Raw genomic sequence first — 22,212 nt, 5'->3', positions numbered from 1 at the left:
CATGAAGTTCGGACTGCTGTCCGTCGTCACCGACTTCTCCCTCGACCCGGCGGAACTGGGACGCCAGGCGGAGGAGCGGGGCTTCGACGCCCTCTTCGTACCGGAGCACACGCACATGCCCGTGCGCATCGACAGCCCGCGGCCCGACGGCGGACCGGTCGTCCCCGAAGCGATGCAGGGCCTCGACCCCTTCGTGGCCTTGTCCGCCGTCGCCGCCTCGACCTCCCGGTTGCTGATCGGAACCGGGATCTGCGAGGTGCCCACGCGCGATCCGATCATCCTGGCCAAGCAGGTGGCCAGCCTCGACGTGCTCGCACAGGGCCGGTTCCTGTTCGGCGTGGGAACCGGCTGGGTACGCGAGGAACTGCTCAACCACGGCGTCGACCCGGCCACCCGATCCGCGCGCCTCATGGAGTACCTGGAGGTCATGCGGACCATCTGGACCGACCATGAGGCCTCGTTCGCCGGCGAGTTCGTCACGTTCGACCCCATCGTCTCGCTGCCGAAACCGGTGCGGCGACCGCATCCGCCGATCCTCATGGGCCTCACCGGGGCCAGGGCCCTCGACCGGGTGACCGAGGCCAGGGCCGAGTGGATGCCGATGTACGGGCTGGAAGGCGAGGACCTCGCCGACCGCATCGCCCTCCTGGGAGAGCAGGCCGCCGAGCTGGGGCTGGGGCCCGTTCCGGTGACCGTCGTGGAGGTCCCGCCCGAGGAGGAGGCGGTCGCCCACTGCATCGAGGCGGGGGTGAGCCGGTGTGTCTTCACCCTGCCGCCGGGCGAGCGGGAGGACGTACTGCCGCTCCTCGACTGGTACACCGAACTCAGTGAACAGGCCGACTACCTGTGATGGGCGAGCAGACACCGACCCCGCTGCTGTTCCCCGTATCGTGCAGGTCCGTGCGAGGGGCGCGGGCACGCGCCGGGGCACTGGCCGACTGGCTCGAAGGACCCGAAGCCGCAACGGCCCTCACCGATGTGGCGTACACGCTCGCCCTGCGCCGCCCCCACCTCCCGGCACGCGGCGCGATCCTCGCCCACGACCGGCCGCAGCTGGTGGACCGGCTCCGTGTCCTCGCCGCGGGGGAGAGCGGGGAGGGGGTCGTCGCGCCGGAGGAGCCGACGCGGTCGTCGCCCGACGTGGTCTTCGTCTTCTCCGGCTACGGCTCCCAGTGGGACGAAATGGGCGCCGGGATGCTCGGAGAACCGGCCTTCGAGACCGTACTGGACGAGTTGGAACCGGTCTTCCGCGCCGCCGGGCGCGCGTCGCCGCGGGAACTGCTGACACGGGCCCGGCTCTCCGAGGCGGACGCCACGTCCGTCCAGCCGGCCCTGTTCGCCATGCAGATCGGACTGGCCGCGGTGTGGCAGCACTACGGCATCAGGCCGGCGGCTGTCATGGGGCAGTCGATGGGAGAGCTCGCCGCCGCCGTGGTCGGCGGCGGCCTGCCCCTCGCCGATGCGGCACAGGTCATCCTCCGCCGCTCCGAGGTCATGCAGCGCCGGATGTTCGGATTCGGCACCACCGCGGTCGTCGAACTGCCGGCCCGGGAGGTGGAGCGGCGGCTGAGTGCCGGTGTCGACCTTGAGATCGCCGTCTACAGCTCGACGCGAACCACCGTGGTGGCGGGCGACGGGGACGTCGTGGAGGAGTTCCTCTCCTCCTGCGAGGCCGACGGAATCGCCACGTATCCCGTACGGGGAGGCAACGCCGCCGGACACAGCAGGTTCGCCGACCGCGTCGTACCCGAACTGACCGGCCTGCTGGCGGATGTGAAGCCCACGCCTCCCGAACTCCGCTTCTACTCCACCACCTTGTCCGACCCGCGGGACACACCCGCATTCGACGGCGCCTACTGGGCGGCGAACGTACGCCGTCCGGTGCGCTTCCAGCACGCCGTCGAAGCCGCACTCGCCGACGGGCTGCGCACCTTCGTGGAGGTGTCGCCGCACCCGGTGGCCATCCGTTCCCTGGCCGACACCCTGGCCGACTCCGAGCTCGCCGACCCCGTCGCCTGGGAGACCCTGCGCCGAGGCGAACCGGCCGGGGCCGCCCTGCTGTTGGGGCTGGCCCGGGCGCACTGCCGGGGTATCGGTGTGGACTGGGAGCGGCTGGCTCCGCCGGGTCGGCTGGTGGATGTCCCGACGGCCGTGTGGGACCACGGGCAGCGACAGCCGGTGACCGGACGCGTCGCCGCCACGGCCGAGCGCGGCCACCCGCTGCTCGGCACGCACGTCCGGCTGCCGGGCACGCCCGCCCGCCACCTCTGGCAGACGACCCTCGACACGGCACGGCTCACCTGGCTGGACGATCACCGGCTCGGGGAGCTGCTGCCTCTCCTTCCCGGCACCGGCTACTGCGAGATGGCGCGCTCCGCGGCGTGCACCGCGTTCGAGGCCAAGGCCGAGGACATCGTCCTGTCCGACGTCACCTTCCACCGGCTGCTGTCGCTCGCCGCACCGGTGACCGTGACCACGGTGCTCACGGTCAGCGCGCCGGGCGAGGCAGAGGTCGAGATCAGCAGCCGGGACGGGGACACGGACATCGTCCACGCGACGGCGAGGACCGCGGTGATGACCCGGGAGACGGCGGGTACCGGCGCCCCCGCCCCGTGCACCGTGGACGGCCCGTTCCGCGACGCCGGTGAGTGCTATCCCCGGCTCCGTGACGCCGGGCTCAACCACGGTCCGGCGTTCGCCGGCCTCACCGGGGTCTCGATCACCCCGGACCAGACGATCAGCCGGGTGAGCCGCCCTGCCGCCGCACCGCCCGATCCCCGTATGACCTTCCACCCGGCACTGCTCGACGCCTGTCTGCACGGCGTCGCCATGGCACTGGTACAGGACTCCGGCAGGATCTGTCTGCCGGCCGGCATCGCACGGCTGAGCCTGGTCGGCGAGCTGGGCGACGACGTCACCTGCCGGGCCCGTCTGCGCATCGACGCACAGGGCTGCACGGCGGACCTCGACGTGTACGACGAGGACGGGCTCCCCGTGGCCGATCTTCGGGGGGTGAGGTTCCGATTCCTCGACGAGGACGCCCTGCCCGTCTCCACGGACGGCCTGCTCTACACGGTGGAGAACGAACCCGCGCCGCTGGCCGAAGCCGGGCCCGCGCCGTCGGGCGACTGGCTGGTGTACGGGGGAGACGAGGACGACGCGTTCCGGGACGGGCTGCTCAGGGAGATGGAGCGGGCCGGTCTGCGCCCGACACCGCTGGACACCGCGTACCTCCCGGAGCGGATCCCGGGCGCCGCGGCGGTCCGGGGAGTGGTGCTCATGGGCTGGGAGACCGGCCGAGCGCACCCGGAGGCCCCCGAGGCCGTCGCGGATGCCGGGCGCCGCCTGCTGCCCATGGTGCGGATCGCCGCCGGGCTCGACCAGGGGCCGGGAGACGCGGAAGCGCCACGGCTGTACGTCGTCACCCGTGGCGCCTGTCCGCCGACGGGTGCGACCTCGTTCGATCCGGTTCAGGCGGGCCTGATCGGACTGACGCGTTCGCTGCGCTTCGAACGCCCCGAGCTACGGCCCACCCTGGTCGACCTGGACCCGGAGCCCGAACCCGGGCAGCTGGTGCGGGAGTTGTGCTCCCGTTCCCCCGACGACGAGGTGGTGTGGCGGAACGGCGTACGTCACGTCACCCGGCTGACCCAGCTGCCCGCCGGAGCTCCTGCCGCACCGGGACGCGCCCCGGTCCGCGAAGGGGGAGGCTATGTGGTGACCGGCGGCACCGGAGGACTCGGTCTGGCCACCGCCCGCTGGCTGGCGGAGCGCGGCGCGGGCTGTGTCGTACTCAACGGACGCTCCGTGCCGGGCGCGGACGCGGCCCGCGGCATCGAGGAGATCCGTGCCCTGGGCGCCCGTGTGGTGGTCGTCCTCGGCGACATCGCGGAACCCGGTGTCGCCGACCACCTGATGCAGGCGGTGACGCAGACGGGCGCCGTGGTCCGTGGAGTGGTGCACGCGGCCGGCGTCCTCGACGACGCCCTGGTGACGGATCTCGACGCGGAGCGGATCGGCCGCGTGTGGTCGCCCAAGGCCGTCGGCGCCTGGCGGCTGCACCTCGCCACCCCACGGGACGGCGTGGACTGGTGGGTCGGCTACTCCTCGTCCGCCGCCCTGCTGGGGTCGCCCGGGCAGGCCAACTACGCGGCCGCGAACGCCTGCCTGGACGCGCTCGCCCACTGGCGACGCGCCCACGGCCTGCCCGCCGTCTCGGTCAACTGGGGTCCCTGGGCCGAGACCGGGGGCGCGCGGGACGCGACGGTCAGCGGGCTCGGGAAGATACACCCCCGGGAGGCGTTCGCCGCGCTGGAGGAAGTGTTCGCCCATGAGCGTGTCCAGGCGGGTGCCGTCCGGCTCGGGCACGACCACGCCGTGGTGTTCCCCGAGACCCGCGCGTCGTCCTACTTCGCGCGGGTCGTCGCGGGCGCGGCCCGGGACCGGGCCGACCTGGCCGGCTTCGACCGGAGCCGGTTGCCCGGAATGAGTCGCGAGGCGGTGCACCGGGCCGTGACCGAGCGGCTCACCGAGCGGATCCGCCCGCTGCTGCGGAAACAGGGCGACAGCCTGCCGCTCGGCACGCCCCTGGTCCGCCTCGGGCTCGACTCCCTGGCCGCCGTGCGGATCAAGAACGCCATCAGGGACGACTTCCGGCTCGACATCCCGGTCTCCCGCCTCCTGGAGGGGGCGAGCGTGACCGCTCTCGCCGACGAGCTCACCGCCGGCCTCACCGACGGGGCGCCGGAGCCGGCGGATCCCGCGGAAGACCGGGGCGAGCAACGGTCCCGGACCCGCCGTACCCGCATGGCACAGCATGCTCGAAGGAGGAGGCCGCAGTGAAGACCGAACCGGTGCAGGACACGGACCCGATGGAAGAACCTCCCGAGGGCATCGCCGTCATCGGCATGGCGGGACGCTTCCCGATGGCGCGCGGCGTCGCCGAGTTCTGGCAGAACCTGCGCGAGGGCAGGGAGTGCCTGGAGACGCTGGACGACGCCGAACTGCGCCGCCAGGGGGTTCCCGACTCCGTGCTCAGCGACCCGACCTATATGCGGCGGGCCGGAACGCTGGACGGAATCGAGGAGTTCGACGCGGAGTTCTTCGGGTTCGCGCCCGGCCTCGCGGCCACCATGGACCCGCAGCAACGGCTGCTGCTCGAATGTTCCTGGCACGCACTTGAGGACGCCGGTTGCGACCCGGCCCGAGGCGGGGCCGCCATCGGGGTGTTCGTCTCCGGATCCGCGTGCGGCTACTACCCGTACCACGTGCTGTCCCGACACGATCCGCGCAAGCTGCTGGGGGCCGGTTCCTCCTCGGAGCAGATGACGCTGTGGTCGGCGAACGACGTCAATTTCTACGCCACCCGCATCGCCCACGCCTTCGACCTGCACGGCCCGGCGCTGAGCGTGCAGACAGCGTGCTCCAGCGCGCTCACCGCCGTCCACCTGGCATGCCAGAGCCTGCTGTGCGGGGAGTCCGACGTGGCGCTGGCGGGGGGCATGTCCGTCAAGGTGCCGCACCGCGTCGGCTATCGGCGCGACCTCGACTCGGTGATGTCGCCGGACGGCCACTGCAGGCCCTTCGACGCGCACGCCGGCGGGACGGTCTTCACCAGCGGCGGTGGAGTCGTCGTACTCAAGCGGCTCGGCGACGCGCTGGCCGACCGCGACGACATCCGGGCCGTCATCCGGGGCTCCGCGGTCAACAACGACGGCTCGCTGAAGATGGGCTACCACGCGCCCAGCGTCGAGATGCAGGCCGCCGTGATCCGCGAAGCGATCGCCGTGGCCGGAGTGGATCCCCGTGACGTGGGCTATGTGGAGGCGCACGGCACCGGCACGGCGCTCGGTGACCCGGTGGAAGTGGCCGCCCTGCGCCGGGCGTTCGGCGGTGCTGCGGACGAACCGTGGTGCGCGCTCGGATCGGTGAAGGGCAACGTCGGACACTGCGAGACGGCGGCCGGAGTCGTCGGCCTCATCAAGACCGTGCTGTGTCTGCGGCACCGCGAGCTCGTACCCACGCTCCACTTCACCGAGCCCAACCCCGAACTCGAACTCGCCATGGGGCCCTTTCGCATTCAGGACAGGCTGACCGACTGGACGGACGAACGCCCCCGGCTGGCGGGTGTGACCTCGCTCGGCGCCGGCGGCACCAACGTGCACGTGGTCCTGGAGGAGGCGCCGCGCCACGAGGTGCCACCCGCACGCCCCGAACCGCACGTCCTCGTGGTGAGCGCGCGCACCAAGGACGCCCTCACCGAGTCCGGCCGGCGGCTCGCGGAGCATCTGCGCGGCGAGCCCGGATCCGATCTGGGCGATGTGGCGCTGACTCTGGCAGACGGGCGCCGCGCGTTCCGCTACCGCAGGGCCGTCGTGGCGCGGGACGCGGACCAGGCCGCGGCGGTGCTCGCCCAGGCGGACGGTCCGGTCACCGACAGCACGGCGACCGGGGAAACGCCCGCGGTACTCCTGACGTTCTCCGGACTCCACCCGCAGGGTGCGCGGACGGCCTCGGCGCGGTACGAGCACGATCCGGTGTTCGCCGAACACTTCGACCACTGTGCCAAGCTGTTCGGCGAGAGCGAAGGGGATGCGACCGCCGAAGCGCGAACCTTCTGCGCACAGTACGCGACGGCTCGCGCCCTCGAGGCATGGGGCGTGCGGCCGGCCGCGGTCGCCGGCAGCGGTGTCGGCGAGTACGTCGCCGCCCACCTCGCCGAAGCGATGACCCTCGAGGAAGCGGTGCGCCGCGTCGCCCGGCGCGAGCCGCCCGAGCGCACACCGAAGTCGTCGGCCCCGGTCCTCCTCTCCGGGAAAGCGGCGTTGGACACCGCCCTGGCCGACGGCACCTACCTCGTCGTCGGCGCCGGGCCGGAACACCAGCCGGGCGAGGCGGTGAGCCTCGTTGGCGGGCCGGGTGAGGAGCGCGACGCACGGGAGGACTTCCGAGCGGCACTGGGGGAGCTGTGGGCGCGCGGCGTACCGGTGGACTGGGCGCCACTGCGATCCGGACACCGTCGCACCCCGCTGCCCGGATACCCGTTCCAGAGGGCGCGGCACTGGCTGGACTCGACGTACGCGACGGCGCAGGCACCGGCGACACCGCCCGCGGGCGCCACAGCCGAACCCGAGGCCATGGCGGGCACCACCGAACAGGTCCTGTCCCGCCTCTGGTCCGACGTGCTCGGCGTCGACGAGATCGAGCTCGACGACGATTTCTTCCTGCTCGGCGGCGACTCCGTGATGGCCGCGCAGATCGCCGGCCGCGCCCGTTCGGCGGGCCTGCGCTTCAGTCCCCGCGCGCTCTTCCAGAACCCCACGCTGCGCGCGCTCACCGACGCGGTGGGACCTCGCGCGGCTGGTTCCGGGACCGGGCCCGAGACGACCGTCTCCCCTCGTCGGCCGGTCTCCACCGACGAGCGACTTCAGCTGACTCCCGCCCAGTTGGAGCTGACGACCGACCCGGCCGCGCTGCCGGAACTCGACGTACCCGTCGTCCTCCGGGTCGGGGACGAGGTTTCGGCAGACCTGCTCGACGAGGCGCTGGTGCATACGATCGGACATCACGACGCGCTGTGCGTGCAACTGGTCGAGACGAGCGGCATGTGGGAACACCACAGGGCAGTGCCGACAGGTCCGGTACTGACCGTCGTGCGGGGGAAGCCCGAAGGCACGGCGGACGCCTCCGCACTCGTCGCCGCGGCGGCAGCCGAGGCGCGCGGCCGGCGCACCCCGGGCAGGCGCGCCGCCGTGGAGGCGCTCCTCGTCGACTCCGGTGCACCGGGCGGCCGTCACCTCGTGCTGCTGACTCATGCCACGGCCACCGACCTCACGGCACAGCGCCTTCTCACCGAGGACCTGACCACCGCGTGCCGCCAGCTGCTGGCCGGCCGGCCGGTGAACCTGCCCGCGGTCGGCACCACGTGGCAGACCTGGTCCGACTGCCTGACGACCTGGGCTCTCGACGACGCGGTCCTGCTCGAACGGCCCTACTGGCTCGGCCTCCTGCGCCGGGCCGGCACCCGGCCGGCGCTCGTCGCCCCGGACGGAGCGACCGCACCCGACCCCGGCACCCGAACCTCGGTACGGCTGCTGCACACCGTGCTGGATCCCGCCCTGACGGGCTCGTTGCGGCCGGTCCAGAGGCGGGAGCACTTGACACCGGGCGCGCTCGTGCTCGCCGCGGTGTCCGCTGCCCTCAGCCCGGAGGCGGACGGCGAGGGCACGCTGATCGACGTCATGGGCAGTGCCCGGGACGCGGACTTCCCGGGCATCGACCTCAGCCGGACCGTGGGCCGGTGCTCTTCGGTGTATCCCCTTCTCGCCGGGGCTCACCACGATGACCCGGCACGTCTGTTGAGCACGGTTCGCGACGCGTTGGGCAGCGTCCCCCATCACGGCGTGCACTACGGCGTGCTGCGGCACCTCCACCCGCAGACGGCCGAGGCCCTGCGGCGGCTGCCCGAGGCCCAGGTGACCTTCACCGACGCCGGGACGCAGGCCCCGGCGGCCACGGGAGCACGCCGGACGCCGCTGTGGGCCGTGGCTCCGAACGACCTGCCGTGGGGCGAGCCCCCCTTGTGCCGCGGCCATGTGCTTGACGTACGGACCTACCGGCAGTCGGGGCGCCTACACATCGACTGGTGGTATGACGCGGCACGCTGCTCCGAGGCCACCGTGCGGGAACTGAGCGACCGAGTCCTCGCGACGCTAGGAGGACTCGCTCAGTAGCGCCGAGCCGTCGACGGCCAGGCGGAGCTGCGCCCGCAACGCGGGATCGGCGTACGCCTGGTCGACGAAGTGGGCGACCGCGTCGGTCCCGAAGCTGGTCAGCACTTTCCGTACGGCCAGGCCCACTTCGTCCCGGCAGGTGGCGTGGTACATGTACTGGCGTCCGTTGCGGTGGCGCGCGACGGCGCCGCTGTTCACCAGCCTGGTGAGCACGGTCAGCACGGTGGTGTACGCAAGCCGGTCCTCGCGTTCCTGGTTGAGTTTTTCCTGCACTTCACGTCCGTGCAGTGGACGTTTGGCCGCTGAGAGGAGATTGAGGACCCGGATCTGCAGTGAAGTACCCATCGTTTCCCCCTACGTTTGGCAGATGTCGTGCGAGTCGGTTCACGGCTGCCGCTGCAACACGGCTCCGTCGGGGAGCTCCACAGCGGTGGGGAACCGCCCGTCGAGGCACGCGGTGCAGTACGAGTCCGCGGCGCCGCCGACCGCACCCAGCAGGGCGTCCAGCGGCAGGAACCCCGCGCTGTCGCAGCCGAGGTGCGCGGCCAGGCGGTCCGGGGCGAACCGGGCGCCCACCAGGGCGTCCCCACGGCCCGTGTCGATGCCGTAGAAGCACGGCCAGCGGTGCGGAGGGGACGCGATGCGAAGATGGACGGCACGCACCCCTGCCTCACGGAGCATGGCGACGACCGCGGTCATGGTGGTGCCGCGTACGAGCGAGTCGTCCACGAGGACGACCGAGCGTTCTTCGACGGCCGCCGGTACGGCGGACAGCTTCTGCCGGACGGCCGTCGCGCGGCCGGCCGGGCCAGCGGTGATGAACGACCGGCCCACACCTTCGTGGCGCAGCAATCCCTGGACGGAGGGGAGCCCGGCCTGCCAGGCGTAGCCATCGGCGGCCACCCGGGCCGTGTCGGGTACGGCCACCACCGCGTCCGCGCCCGCGGGGGGAGGCGCGTGCCGGGCCAGCGCCCGGCCGGCCGCGTACCGGGCCTCGTACACGCTCCGGCCGTCGATGCGGGAATCAGCGCGGGCGAAGTACACGTGCTCGAACAGGCACGAGGCACGTCGGGCTCCCGGCACGTCGAGACGGCTGCTCCGGAAGCCGGCCGCGCCGATCTCGAGCACTTCACCCGCTTCCAGCTCGCGGACGAAGGTCCCGCCGACCGCGGTGACGGCGGCGGACTCGGAGGCCAGCAGCCAGGTGTCGTCGAGCCGGCCCAGGCACAGGGGCCGGAACGCCTGGGGGTCCCTGACCCCGTACAGCCGACGGCCGTCGGTGAGCACCAGCGAGTACGCGCCGGTGATCCGCGGCAGCACCACATGGAGGGCCTCGGAGAGCGTCACGCCGCGCTGCTCCATGGCCGCGGTCAGCAGTCGGCCGAGGACGGCGGTGTCCGTGGCACCGGCGGGGATGCCCAGCTCCGTGCGGGCATCTCCCGTGTTCACCAGCGTGCCGTTGTGCGCCAGACAGACCGGGCCGGCACAGCTGTCCAGCAGAATGGGCTGGGCCGATCCGTCGTCGGGTCCGTCGGCGCCGGACGTCGCGTACCGCACGTGTCCGACGGCCCCGTGTGCGTCGTGCAGCACTCGGGGGTGGGCGTCGGGGAAGACGTCCGTCACGCGGCCGGACCCCGTCCGGCACCCGATGCCGGTGCCGCGGCAGGCGGCGATGCCGGCGCTCTGCTGTCCGCGGTGCTGGAGTGCGATCATCATGGTGCGCAGGACGGGCGTGGCCGGCCCCCAGGTGCCGGTGACGCCGCAGGACTCGCGGGGCTTGGCGAGCGGGTCGTTCACCGGCTGTCGCCGCCGATCCCGCTCTGGCCCCCGTACTTGCCGATCCGGCACAAAGGTCCTCCATGGAGTAGTTCGGGTCCTCGGGCTCGCTTCGGGCGTGGCAGGGCGCCCCGTCGTCAGGGGGTCGAGGCGGGGCCGTCGCGGCGGGTGCCGTGCAGCCCCAGCGTCGTGAGCAGATAGGCGATCAGATCCGAGCGGCGCTCGGACAGATAGAAGTGGCCGCCAGGCATCACACGCAGGGTGAAGGTGCCGGTGGTGGCGGCCTGCCATCCCTCGGCGAGCCGGTGCGGGACCTCCGGGTCGTGGCTCCCCAGCACGGCCGTCATGGCGCAGGACAGCGGCGGGCCCGCCCGGTAGCGGTAGGCCTCGATCAGCCGGTAGTCGCCCCGGATCGCGGGCAACAGCGCGGCGCGGATCTCGGGGTCGTCGAACAGGGTGGGGTCGGTCCCGCCGAGCCGGGCCAGTTCCCTGACCAGGGTGTCGTCGTCTCGCGGTGGTCCGAGGGCGAGGTCGGCCGAGAAAGGGGCCGGCCTGGCCGAGACGAACAGGTGGCGTACCGGACCGGACGACGGGGAGTCGAGCCGCCGGGCCACCTCGAAGGCCACCGATGCCCCCATGCTGTGCCCGAACAGCACCAGCGGTACGTCGGCGACTTCGGCGACGGCCTTGGCGAGTGGCTCGCACAGCAGGTCCATCCGATCCAGTACGGGTTCGTCGATACGGTCGTCGCGGCCCGGATACTGCACCGCCAGCAGCTCGACGTTCGAGGGGAGTTCACGCAGCCAGGGGTAGAAGAAGCGGGCCGAGCCGCCGGCGTGCGGGAAGCAGACGAGACGCAGCCGGGGGCGGCGCCGGGGCCTGGGGCCACGGAGCCACTGCCGCGCGAGGCTGGTGGATCCGGATGCCATGCGGTTCACCGGCCCGGCACCTCCTCGTCGTCCACCTGCCGCAGCCGCTCCGCGACCGCGGCGAGGGTGGGCCGGCGCGCCATGGCCCGCAGCAGTTCCTCGAAGGACAGCGTCGCCGCGGCCGGCAGCTCGCGGCGCAGCCGCCCGATGAACTGGGCCACGAGCAGGGAGTCTCCGCCGAGTTCGTAGAAGTTGTCGTCACGGGCGACGGCGCCGACACCCAGCAGCTCCGCCCACAGGGCGGCAAGGCGGCGTTCCAGCTCGTCCAGCGGCGGTGCCGAGCGCCCCGCCTCGTCCGGTCGGCCGTCGGCCACCCAGGAGAGCACGGTCTTGCGGTCGACTTTGCCGTTCGCGCTGAGCGGCAGGGCCTCCACCGCCTCCAGGCGGGCCGGGATCATGTAGTCGGGCAACTGCTCGGCGAGATGGTCGCGCAGGCCCTCCAGGTCGATGTCGGCCCGGTCCCGTTTGAACGTGGCCGCGATCAGATGCTGGCCGAACGAGGCCAGTTCGCCGCCGCCTTCCGGGAGGACCAGGACAGCCTGCGCGCCCGCCTCGGTCAGCAGGGTGCGCCACTCGTCCACGGTGAAGAAGGTCTGGTCGCGGCCCCGCCGCCGGTCCTCGAAATCCCCCTCCGCGTCGGGCTTCGCCCCGTCGAGGCGGATCAGGAACTCCATCCAGGTCATCAGGTCGGGGCGGTCCACGGTGAGCTCGGTGAGGACCAGCCAGCCCCCGGGGGCGAGCAGCTCCCGTAGCCGGGCCAGCACGATGTCGATGTTCAGGGCGTTGTGGAGCGCGTTGGCGACCACGATCATGTCGAAGCTCTGCGGCCGCAGTCCCTGGGCGCGGTAGTCGGTGTTGAAGTCGAACAGGCCGTAGCGCAGCCATGGGTGGGCGGCGAAACGGCCGCGTGCCTCGTTGAGGAAGAACGGTGACACGTCGGTGAAGAGGTAGTCGGGCTCCGTCCCCGCTGCCCGCGCTGCCGCGGGCAGCGCCATCGCCATCTGGTCCGTCGTCGCACCGACGCCTGCCCCTGCCTCGAGGACACGGAACGGACGCCCGGGGGCGGCCCCGGCCGCGAGTGCGGCGGCGAGCGCGGCCGTGGCACGGTTGAGGTACCGCATGATCGCGTTGTCCGCGTACAGTGCCCGCGCGGAGTCCGTTCCGCCGTCGGGGAACAGCAACCGCACCTGGTCCAGTTCGCCGCGCAGGATCTCCGGCAGCTTCCGCATGCTCGCGGTGAGCAGAGCGAGAACAGGCGCGGTCCACAAGGGCGCGCAGCCCTCGGTCTCCAGTCGGTCCAGTTCTTCGGCGAGCAGGACCGAGTCGGCGGCCATCAGGTCCTGGTACCGGCCGGTGTCCGGGTCGCGGCGGACCAGACCCTCGTGCTCCAGCACCGCGAGCCAGCGGCGCACCACACGGTGGAAGCGGGGCGGCACCCCCGCTCGGCGCATGATCTGTTCCGCTGTCGGCGGCTCGGCCCGGGGCGGGAAGGCGCCCGATGCGCGCAGTGCCGCGGCCATGGCGGTGAACGCCACGCCGTTCAGCCGCTGTTGCGCCATCCCGACGTGCCGGAGTCCGGCCCGCTCGATCGCCCGTACGGCCGTGGCATGGGCGGTCCGAGCCAGTCCTTCGGCCGCGCCGGCGGCGGTGAACGGGTCTTCACACCGCCTGTTGGTCACCACGGCGGCGATGTGCCGGTTCGTCGAGCTCGTGTCGTCGACGACGACAGCCGCGGACTCCACGTCGGGCTCGGACAGCAACGCGGCCTCGATCTCCGCCAGTTCGATACGGTGCCCACGCACCTTGACCTGGGAGTCCTCGCGGCCGAGGAACTCGATGTCGCCGTCCGGCAGATAGCGGCCGAGGTCCCCGGTGCGGTAGAGGCGTTCCCCGGTGCCGGGATGGACGACGAACCGTTCCGCGGTGCGCTGTTCGTCCCCCAGGTACCCCTCGGCCAGTCCGATGCCCCCGATCCACAGTTCCCCGGGGACCAGGTCGGGGCGCGGCCGCAGCGCGGTGTCCAGTACGTGGAAGGTCTGGTTGGCCAGCGGCTTGCCGTACGGGATGCTGCGCCAGTGGGCGGGTACCTCCCCGATGGGGTGGTGGATCGACCAGATCGCCGCTTCCGTGGCACCGCCGAGACTGACGAGTTCGAGGCCGGGACATCGACGGCGCACCGCGTCGGGCAGGGTCACCGGTATCCAGTCCCCCGACAGGAGGGCGAGCCGGAGCGAGGTCAGATCGAGGGCCGGCTCGCTGTCGGCGTAAGTCTGGAGCATCTGGAGCTGGGCGGGCACGGAGTTCCACAGGGTGACGCGGTACCGGGCGACGAGGTCCGCCCAGTGCGAGGGGTCGCCGCGGCGTTCCGCGTCGGGCAGCACGAGAGCGCCGCCGACAGCCAGCGGACCGAAGATGTCGTACACGGAAAGGTCGAAGCCCAGCGCGGCCAGCGCGAGGACGCGGTCCTCGGACGTGATGCCGAAGCGGTTGTTGACGTCCGTCACGGTGTTGACCGCGCTGCGGTGACTGATCATCACGCCCTTCGGGCGGCCGGTCGACCCCGAGGTGTAGATGACGTACGCGAGGTCCTCTCCGCCCGCGACGGCCTTCGGCAGCGCGGTCCCGGGGGCGGCGGGGGACAGGGTGTCGACCTCGATGGCGTGCACCGCGGCGGGGAACTCCTCGAAGGAGGCCACCCGGGAGTGGGTGAGGAGCACGCGCACCCCGGCGTCCGCGAGCATGACGTCACGGCGGGCCGGCGGCTGATTGGTGTCCACCGGCAGATAGGCGCCGCCGGCGAGGAGGATGCCGAGAACGGCGACGATCTGCTCCCAGCCCTTGTCCAGGACGACGGCGACCGGCTCGCCCTTCGACACGTCCCGCTCGCGCAGCCGGGCGGCCACGCGCAGGGCGCGCCGCAGCAGTTCGTCGTAGCTCATCCGCCCGTCCGCACCCCAGCGCAGCGCGATGCGCTGTCCGTGCTCGAGGGCCGTCCGGATGGCGGCGTCGTGCAGCAGTTCCCCGGTCTCGGGGGCGGCGGTGTCGTTGACCCTGGCGCGGGCGACGCGCTGGGCGTCGGGCAGGAGGGCCGGGACGGGGGAGGACCAGGCGTCGTCATCCGTACCGGCGAGAGACCGCACGAGTCGGCCGTAGGCGCCGAACATGGCGTCGAGCAGGCCGTCGGGGAACAGTTCCTCGGCGGCGTCCCAGGCGAGCAGCAGTCCGTCGGCGTCCTCGTACACCTGGTGATCGAGCCATACCTGCGGCGTCTGGGAGATCATCCAGCCGAACTCGCCCAGAGTGCCGCGGAAGTCCTCCCCGACGAACTCGGAGCCGATGTTGCTGGCGAACACGACGGGAGCGGACACCCGGTCGCCGGGCCGGGCGCGGGCCAGATCGCGCAGGACCTCGACCGCCGAGTACGCGGTGTGCGCGGCATCGGTCTGGAACCGGGTCTGCAGCCGCCGTGCGTGATCCACGAACGGCGCCCCGTCCGAGGTGTCCGCGGCCACCAGGACGAGGTTGGTGAAGTCGGCGACCAGGCCGCCCACTTCGGGGTGCAGCAACTGACGGTCGAAGAGCGGGAGGTTCAGCACGAAGCGCTGCTGGGCGCTCCAGGCACCGAGCACCTCGGCGTAGGCGGCGGCCAGAGCCATGGCGGGGGTCACCCCGTGTGCCCGGGCTCGCTCGGCGAACCGTCGCCAGGCATCGGGCGCCAGCCGCGTGCGGCGTCGGATGAACCTCGGCCGTTCCACCTGCTCCGGGTCCACGGCCAGCGGCAGAGCGGGGCCCGCCGGCAACTCTGCGAGCCGGTCCCGCCAGTAGGCGCGGGCCTTCTCGCGGGACGCACCGCGCCGCGCGGCCAGGTCGGTGAGATAGCGGGAGAACGAGTAGGCCGGCGCGGCCGCGGCCGCCTGAGCCGTCGCCTGGGGCTGCTCTCTGTAGTGCGCCGCCATCTCGGCGAGCAGGAGCTGGATGCTGAGAACGTCGGCGACGAGCAGATCGATCCCGAAGTGGATCCGGGTGGCGCCCCCCGGTCGCAGCGACAGCTGGACGTCGAAGACGTGGCCGGCGGCGACGTCGAACCGGCGGTGCGACAGCCGGCCGCGCACACGATCCAGGACGTCGTCCGCCTCTTGCGGGGACAACTCCCGCAGGTCGTGCACGGTCAGGCCCGGCCATGGCGAGGTCGCCGACACCTGCTGGGTCCCGTCGTCCAGGAACCGTGCCCGGAGCATTCCATGCCGCGCGATGAGCGTACGTACGGCTGACTCCAGGCGGTCGGCCCGGACATCCCGGCCGTCGAACTCGACATAGGCATGGCAGCCGTTGCCGCCCAGCGACTGGCCGTCGGCGCGCCCGATCCAGTACGCCTGCTGCACCGGGGTCAGCGGGAAGGGCGAGGTCTCGTCCGGTACGGCCCCGGGGCCGGTGTCCGGGCCGTCGGTACATCGGCCGCCCTCCGCGGGGACGACGGGGGGCAGCCGCCCTGCGAGCAGGCGCGTCCAGGCTCCCACGGTGGGCTCCTTGGCCAGTTCCGGGTAGTCCACCTCGACTCCGGCCGAGCGCCACCGCCCCACGAGGGCCATCACGCGAATCGAGTCGAGCCCGTGCGAAATCAGGTTGTCCGTCTCCGGAACGGCCTCCGGCGGGAGGCCGAGCACCTCGGACAGGGCTTCGCGTATCTGCAGCTCCGCAGCGGAGGCGGGGGGTGTCATGGCTGTCCTCTCTCCGGGGCCTCGCCGACTGATTTACCGGCGATTTATGAATGGCACGGATAGGGAATTCCGCCGACTCAACCTAAATCACTCCGTGCGTCTGGCGGAAGGGAGGTACTCGAAGAGGTAGTACCCGGCAGGGGTATGCCCGAAATGGCCGCGTAAATCCTGTCGTAGTAGGGGAAATTGAACGCGAATCTGAGCCTGACTTTACTCTATCTTTGCGATTGCTTTATTGACTGAAACTCTGGAGTGGTGAAGATTCTTTACGGTCCAGTAAGGGTTCGTGGATTCCTGGAAATCTCGATTTGGGAGGTGTGATCCTGTGGATGTGGTTCCGTGGCCCGACGAATTATCCGAGCGATATCGCCGGGCCGGACACTGGCAGGGCCGGCCGCTGGGCGACCTCCTGCGTGACGGAGCGCGTGAACATCCGGACGCCCCGGCCGTGCTCTGCGAGAGCCTGTCGTGGAGCTATGCCGAACTGGACAGGCGCAGCGACCGACTCGCCGCCGGCCTGTGTGAGCTCGGCGTCCGGCCAGGGGATCGCGTCGTCGTCCAACTCCCCAACGTCCCGGAGTTCCTGCCGCTGCTCTTCGCTCTGTTCCGGCTGGGCGCCCTGCCCGTCCTCGGGCTGCCCGCCTACCGCGCCAGCGAAGTCGTACACCTGTGCAGGAGCACCGACGCCGTCGCCTACGTCATCCCCGACATCGACCCGGAGACCGGCTTCGACTACCGGGCGCTCGCCCAGGACGTCCGTGCGCAAGCCCCCTCGATCCGCCATGTGCTGATCGCCGGTCAGCCCGGACCGCACACCCCCCTGCGTGAGGTCGACGCCGAGCCGCGTCCGTTGTCGGCGCCCGAGCCGGGCGATCCGGCGCTGTTGCTGGTCTCCGGCGGCACCACCGGACTGCCCAAGCTGATCCCGCGCACCCACGACGACTACTTCTACAACCTCCGTGCCAGCGCCGGGGTCTGCGCACTGAACCGGCGCAGTGTCTACCTCGCCGTCCTGCCCATGGGCCACAACTTCCCGCTGGCCTGCCCCGGCGTCCTCGGCACGCTCCAGGCCGGCGGCTCGGTCGCCCTGTGCCCGTCGCCCAGCCCCGACAGCGCCTTCGCCGCGATCGAACGGTTCTCAGTGACGGTCACGGCGGTGGTGCCGCCCCTGGCCGCACTGTGGACACAGGCCGCGCAGTGGAGTTCCGCCGACATCAGCAGCCTCGAACTCCTCCAGGTGGGCGGCGCCCGGCTGTCCCCGGACACGGCCCGGATGATCGGCCCGGCCCTCGGCTGCGAACTCCAGCAGGTGTTCGGTATGGCCGAGGGGTTCCTCAGCTACACCCGCCGTGGTGACCCCCCGGAGACCGTCGCCACCACGCAGGGACTCCCGCTCTGTCCCGACGACGAGATACGGATCGTGGACGAGTCGGACCGGGAGGTCCCGCCCGGTGCGGTCGGGAGCCTGCTCACCCGGGGGCCCTACACCCTGCGTGGCTATTACCGCGCGCCCGAACACAACCGACGGGCCTTCACGGCCGACGGCTTCTACCGCACCGGCGACCTGGTCCGGCTCACCCCGGAAGGCCGGCTGGTCGTGGAGGGACGGGAGAAGGACCTCGTGAACCGGGGCGGCGACAAGGTCTCGGCGGACGAGCTGCAGAACCACCTCAGGGCCCACCCCGCCGTTCTGGACGCCGCCGTGGTGCCCGTCCCCGACCCGTACCTCGGCGAGCGCACCTGCGCCTGCCTCCTCCTGCGCGAGGGATACGGCCAGGTCCCGGACGTGGTCGCCTTCCTGCGCGACCGAGGGCTGGCCGCATACAAGATCCCCGACATCGTGCGGATCTGTGACTCCTTTCCCCTGACCAGCGTGGGCAAGGTCGACAAACGCGAACTCGCCCGGGCCGTCGAGTCCGGATCGAGCGCGGGGGCAGCGCAGTTCCGCCCCGGTGACCCCGCGGCGGACGCCCGTCCCCGTTGAGCCTGGGGGCCGTCCCGGGCGATCCCCGGGGCGGCCCCCAGGGACATCAAGCCATCCGCGAGCTCCGAGCCGACCGTTCACCCTCACACCCAAGGACACCCATGGCCGAGCGGCAGCCTTACCACGAAATCACCCTGAACATTCCGGGCGACCCGATGGTTCACGCCACGCGTCTCGCGCGGCGCGGACCGCACGAGCGGTACGTGGTGTACGAGCGGCAGGGCGAGTGGTGCTACGCGGCCGACCCCACGGCCGAACTCACCGTCCTCCGCGACCGCGTCGACTACCGGACAGGTACGGAACACACCTCGGTGCCGCGAACGGACCAACCGCTGCGGCAGGTGCGCCGGCTCCTCGACGGAGTGCCCGTCGACGGGTGGCGCGCGTACGGCTGGGCCTCCTTCGAGCTTTCGTACGTCCTCGCGGGCCTCCCGGGCGAGGCGGTGCCGTCGGCGGAGGAGGTCCTGCTGCATCTGGTCGTCCCCGCCGTGGAAGTGCGCATCAGTACCGGGCGGGCGCTGATCCGATGTACCGACCCGGCCATGGTGGACAAGGTCTGCCGTCTGCTGGCCGGCCCCGACACCGAACCGGCGCCCCCTTCCCCGGTGTCCGTCGACATCACAGGCGGCGCCCGGGAGCCGTACCAGGCCGCCGTCGCGGCCGCGGTCTCCGCCATACGCGGCGGTGAACTGCACAAGGTGATCCTTTCCCGGACCGTGGAGGTGGAACAGGACGTCGATCTGATCGGCACCTACCTGACCGGCCGTCGGGCCAACACCCCGGCCCGCTCCTTCCTGTTGCACCTCGGCGGGCTCGAAGCCGCGGGATTCAGCCCGGAAACCGTCGTCGAGGTCGCGGCCGACGGTGCGGTCTCGACCCAGCCGCTGGCCGGCACCAGGGCGCTGACCGGTGACACCGACCTGGACGACCGACTGCGCGCCGAACTGCTCGCGGATGCCAAGGAGGTGTATGAACACGCGGTCTCCGTGCAGGTGGCGTGGAACGAGATGAGCACGGTCTGTGCCCCGGGGACGGTGCGTGTCGAGGAGCTGATGGACGTCAAGCGGCGGGGCAGTGTGCAGCACCTGGCCTCGCGCGTCACCGGTCGCCTCGCGGATCGCGCCGAGGGGCCCTGGCCGGCCCTGGCGGCGGTCTTCCCGGCCGTGACCGCGTCGGGTACCCCCAAGACGGCCGCCTACACGGTCATCCGACGTCACGAAGCGGAGCCCCGGGGCTTGTACAGCGGCGCGGTCCTGACGGTGGGCAGCGAAGGCGATCTGGACGCGGCCCTCGTCCTGCGCACCGTCTACCGGAGCGGCGGGCGCACCTGGCTGCGGGCCGGCGCCGGGATCGTCAGGGACTCGAATCCGGAGCGCGAATTCGAGGAAAGCTGCGAGAAGTTGCGGAGCGTGTCACGGCATATCGTCCCGGTCGACGGCGGGTGACCGCGGGGCGACCGACGGGTGCGGCATGGATCAAGCCACGGAACCCTGTCGTAGACTCCCCACATGCCTACGACTCCCGGCCGCCAAGCGCAGCAGGGCGGCGCGGCACGGGCGGCCCCGCGCAGGCGGGCCGACGCCGAGCGGAGCATCGTCTCGATCGTCACCGCCGGGCTCGAGTGCTTCCGCGAGGACCCCAACGCGAGCATGACCGCCGTCGCCCGTGCCGCCGGCGTGAGCAGGGTGACGTTGTACTCCCACTTTCCCTCGCGTGAGGAACTGTTCGAGGCCGTCCTCGCCCATTCGGTGAACGAGGCCGACAAGGCGCTGGAAGGCCAGCATCTCGACACCGGCCCGGCCGACGAGGCGATGGTCCGCATGGTGCACTCGTGCTGGCCCATCCTCGACCAGCACTCGTTCCTGGTGACGGCCTCCGAGGGCCTCATCGGGGAGCCTCGTCGGCGTCGGCAGCATCGCAAGGTGCTCGACCGGGTCGACCGCCTCATCGCCCGCGGCCAGGACGAAGGGGTCTTCCGTACCGATCTGCCCCGCACGTGGCTCGTCACCGTCTTCTACAGCCTGCTGCACGCCGCGTCCTCGGAGACCTCGGCACGGCGTCTGCGGGCGGGGGAGGCCGCGTCGATACTCGAGCGCACCCTGCTCGCCGGTCTCCGACGCCCGGGAGCGTAGGACTTTTCCCCGAAACCGCCGAGTCGGCCCCCGGCGCCGTGCCGATATCATCGCGAGGCACGGTTGGGGAGGTCGGACGATGTGGAACCTGGGCAGTCTTGAGTCCGCGGTGATGGACCGGGTCTGGGCGAGCGGCGAGCCGGTCACCGTCCGTGACGTCGCGGGGCAGATCAATTCCTCCCGCACACGACCACTCGCCTACACCACCGTGATGACCACGATGGACAAGCTGTTTCGCAAGGGCTGGCTGGAGCGGACCAAGCGCGGAAAGCAGTACGTCTACACACCCGTTGAAGCCCGGGACGCCTGTGTCGCCCGGCTCATGAGACAGGTACTCGGGGCCAGCACGGACCCCGAAGTGGCGCTGCTCCACTTCGTCGAAGGGCTGGGCAGGGAACGTTCGACGGCGCTGCGCTCCGCCCTGCATCAGCTGCCCGACGCCGACGACGCGGACACCTGACGCGACCCGCCCCGTTTCACGTCCGGCGGGCGGCGGTTTCGACAGCGAGGATCAGGTCCGCCGCGTCAGCACCCTCCCGCCCACGCCCACACACTGATCAGAGGCAGCGAAGCGACCACGGACAGTGCGACCGCCGTGGGCACCACGACCCGCACCACGCCGTCCGCGGGCATCCGGCGCAGTCGGCGAATGCGTTCGGGTACTCCTTCGTTCCCCGACTGGAGAGCCCTCGGCGTGTTTGTCTCCGCGCCCAGCACACACAGTGCGGCGATGACGACGTCGGAGCGGCAGCGGCGCGATGCCCAGTCGTCAGCGGCGAGTTCGACGAGCCGGGCCACCGCGGGGCGGGCGAGCCGCACCAGCGGTACGCGGGGGAACGCCCGCGCAAGCGACGTGGTGATGGCCGTCATCAGGTGGTGGCGGCCACGCAGATGTGCCCGTTCGTGCTCGACGACGGCTGCTCCCTCGCTCTCTGTCAGCCGTCGTAGCGCGCCCGAGGTGATCACTATGCGGCCGCCGCGGGTCGGTACGCAGTACGCGGCGGGGGCCGCGTGGTCCAGAACGACGGTGGGCAGCCCCGGCAGCGGACTGGCCAGTACGTCGAGCGTCGCGACATGATCGCGCCACTCCTTGCACATCCGCCCGAGCGTACGCCCGCCGACGAAGGCGCCTCGCACCGCGACCGCCATGCCCATGCCCGCACCGGCCAGACACAGGCCCCCCAGGATCCGGCCCATCAGCGGGGAGGGCAGGGGTACCAGACAGCAGCGGAGCACGGCGGTCCCCGCCGAGGACCACAGCGCATGTCGTACGGTCATCAGGCCCATCACGACAGCGGTCGCCGACACCGTTGTCAAGAGCCCCATCCACACCGCCAGAGCGGCACGAGGGAAGCGCGACGGCCACCCGGCCCGGGACAGGGTCCGGGGCAACCAGACGGCACACATGACGAGACAGCCGATAAGCAGCGCGAAGCGGGTCATGCCTGGGTACCCCCGTTGTCTGTCCTCCAACCGTTCGCGGAGCCCCGTGGCCTCTCCCGGCCACGGGGCTCTGGCTAGGGCGACTCTCCGGTCGTGGACGCCCTGCGGCGGCCACTTCCGTCGCGGACGGCCTGCCGGCGGGCGACCGGCTGCTCGCAGAAGGGCACGATGTCCGAGCTGGTCAGCACGGCATTCGAACCGGTGCCCTCGACGATGGCGGCGAGCCGTGGGGCTGTCTCGTCCTCGGCGACGAACCGGTGGGCGACGGCGCCGGGAGACCGTAACGCCCTCTCCTGCAACACATGCGCGAGACCCTGTCCGCGCGGCCCTAAAACGCTCAACTCCGTTGCCCCCGTGGCTGAACTGAACAGACTTAACAGTCTTGCAATGGCTCCGGAAACCGGTCAATGACTTTTCGCGGCATCTTCAGGGCCTGTGGGAGGGGCAGCTACCTGCTGGATCGACTGCGCGGCAGGCAGACCACGTGACGAGTCACCG

The 22,212-nt window shown here is 71.8% G+C and carries 13 protein-coding genes; 7 read left to right on the top strand and 6 right to left on the bottom strand.

The window, feature by feature from the left end; genetic code table 11:
* The first annotated feature begins 1 nt into the window (after position 1).
* The 3 genes from IEJ02_RS24870 to IEJ02_RS24860 are packed head-to-tail and all read left to right on the top strand — an operon-like array spanning position 2 to position 8,732.
* Complete coding sequence (locus IEJ02_RS24870; RefSeq protein WP_191066906.1) at positions 2-850, top strand: LLM class F420-dependent oxidoreductase; 849 nt, start codon at positions 2-4, stop codon at positions 848-850.
* Positions 851-900: 50 nt separating this feature from the next.
* Positions 901-4,842: an SDR family NAD(P)-dependent oxidoreductase gene (locus IEJ02_RS24865; RefSeq protein ID WP_191066905.1), complete on the top strand. Its 3,942-nt coding sequence runs from the start codon at positions 901-903 to the stop codon at positions 4,840-4,842.
* Positions 4,839-8,732: a type I polyketide synthase gene (locus IEJ02_RS24860; RefSeq protein WP_191066904.1), complete on the top strand. Its 3,894-nt coding sequence runs from the start codon at positions 4,839-4,841 to the stop codon at positions 8,730-8,732. The genes IEJ02_RS24865 and IEJ02_RS24860 overlap by 4 nt, the downstream gene beginning before the upstream one ends.
* Here IEJ02_RS24860 and IEJ02_RS24855 read toward each other — a convergent pair.
* The 4 genes from IEJ02_RS24855 to IEJ02_RS24840 form a co-directional block, all read right to left on the bottom strand.
* Positions 8,712-9,077 carry a BlaI/MecI/CopY family transcriptional regulator gene (locus IEJ02_RS24855; protein ID WP_191066903.1) on the bottom strand — a complete coding sequence of 122 codons (366 nt, stop codon included), beginning with the start codon at positions 9,075-9,077 and terminating at the stop codon, positions 8,712-8,714. The two genes, IEJ02_RS24860 and IEJ02_RS24855, sit on opposite strands and share 21 nt — an antisense overlap.
* 39 nt (positions 9,078-9,116) lie before the next feature.
* The gene (gene purF / locus IEJ02_RS24850) at positions 9,117-10,529 is read right to left on the bottom strand and encodes an amidophosphoribosyltransferase (protein ID WP_191066902.1); all 1,413 of its coding nucleotides are present in this window, start codon (positions 10,527-10,529) and stop codon (positions 9,117-9,119) included.
* Between the two features lie 116 nt (positions 10,530-10,645).
* Entirely contained in the window at positions 10,646-11,437 is a 792-nt protein-coding gene (locus IEJ02_RS24845) for a thioesterase II family protein (RefSeq protein WP_223864380.1), read from the bottom strand.
* Positions 11,438-11,442: 5 nt separating this feature from the next.
* Complete coding sequence (locus IEJ02_RS24840; protein WP_191066900.1) at positions 11,443-16,155, bottom strand: non-ribosomal peptide synthetase; 4,713 nt, start codon at positions 16,153-16,155, stop codon at positions 11,443-11,445.
* Positions 16,156-16,480: 325 nt separating this feature from the next.
* Here IEJ02_RS24840 and IEJ02_RS24835 point away from each other — a divergent pair, with 325 nt between their 5' ends.
* The 4 genes from IEJ02_RS24835 (at position 16,481) to IEJ02_RS24820 (ending at position 20,731) form a co-directional block, all read left to right on the top strand.
* Positions 16,481-18,139 (top strand): (2,3-dihydroxybenzoyl)adenylate synthase, encoded by a 1,659-nt coding sequence (locus IEJ02_RS24835; protein WP_317985909.1) that lies wholly within the window; start codon positions 16,481-16,483, stop codon positions 18,137-18,139.
* Positions 18,140-18,240: 101 nt separating this feature from the next.
* Positions 18,241-19,584: a salicylate synthase gene (locus IEJ02_RS24830; RefSeq protein ID WP_191066898.1), complete on the top strand. Its 1,344-nt coding sequence runs from the start codon at positions 18,241-18,243 to the stop codon at positions 19,582-19,584.
* Positions 19,585-19,647: 63 nt separating this feature from the next.
* Positions 19,648-20,271 carry a TetR/AcrR family transcriptional regulator gene (locus IEJ02_RS24825; RefSeq protein ID WP_191066897.1) on the top strand — a complete coding sequence of 208 codons (624 nt, stop codon included), beginning with the start codon at positions 19,648-19,650 and terminating at the stop codon, positions 20,269-20,271.
* Positions 20,272-20,350: 79 nt separating this feature from the next.
* On the top strand, positions 20,351-20,731 hold the full coding sequence (locus tag IEJ02_RS24820) for a BlaI/MecI/CopY family transcriptional regulator (protein ID WP_191066896.1): 381 nt from the start codon (positions 20,351-20,353) through the stop codon (positions 20,729-20,731).
* Between the two features lie 65 nt (positions 20,732-20,796).
* On the opposite strand, the gene IEJ02_RS24815 is transcribed toward IEJ02_RS24820, so the two are convergent.
* Positions 20,797-21,549, bottom strand: coding sequence for a M56 family metallopeptidase (locus tag IEJ02_RS24815; RefSeq protein ID WP_191066895.1), 753 nt, complete (start codon positions 21,547-21,549; stop codon positions 20,797-20,799).
* Positions 21,550-21,788: 239 nt separating this feature from the next.
* Complete coding sequence (locus IEJ02_RS24810) at positions 21,789-22,016, bottom strand: hypothetical protein (protein WP_191066894.1); 228 nt, start codon at positions 22,014-22,016, stop codon at positions 21,789-21,791.
* Positions 22,017-22,212: the final 196 nt, after the last annotated feature.

Origin of the sequence: Streptomyces sp. 5-10, from assembly GCF_014712245.1 — a bacterium.
Classification (GTDB): Bacteria; Actinomycetota; Actinomycetes; order Streptomycetales; family Streptomycetaceae; genus Streptomyces; species Streptomyces violaceusniger.
The sequence above is the reverse complement of the archived record's forward strand: the minus strand, read 5'-3'. Positions and strand labels throughout refer to the sequence as shown.

Bases quoted from the DNA above. Each gene is read 5' to 3' on its own strand.
- IEJ02_RS24870 (WP_191066906.1), top strand. From the start codon at position 2: ATGAAGTTCGGACTGCTGTCCGTCGTCACCGACTTCTCCCTCGACCCG.
- IEJ02_RS24855 (WP_191066903.1), bottom strand. From the start codon at position 9,077: ATGGGTACTTCACTGCAGATCCGGGTCCTCAATCTCCTCTCAGCGGCC.
- IEJ02_RS24845 (WP_223864380.1), bottom strand. From the start codon at position 11,437: ATGGCATCCGGATCCACCAGCCTCGCGCGGCAGTGGCTCCGTGGCCCC.
- IEJ02_RS24840 (WP_191066900.1), bottom strand. From the start codon at position 16,155: ATGACACCCCCCGCCTCCGCTGCGGAGCTGCAGATACGCGAAGCCCTG.
- IEJ02_RS24830 (WP_191066898.1), top strand. From the start codon at position 18,241: ATGGCCGAGCGGCAGCCTTACCACGAAATCACCCTGAACATTCCGGGC.
- IEJ02_RS24825 (WP_191066897.1), top strand. From the start codon at position 19,648: ATGCCTACGACTCCCGGCCGCCAAGCGCAGCAGGGCGGCGCGGCACGG.
- IEJ02_RS24820 (WP_191066896.1), top strand. From the start codon at position 20,351: ATGTGGAACCTGGGCAGTCTTGAGTCCGCGGTGATGGACCGGGTCTGG.
- IEJ02_RS24815 (WP_191066895.1), bottom strand. From the start codon at position 21,549: ATGACCGTACGACATGCGCTGTGGTCCTCGGCGGGGACCGCCGTGCTC.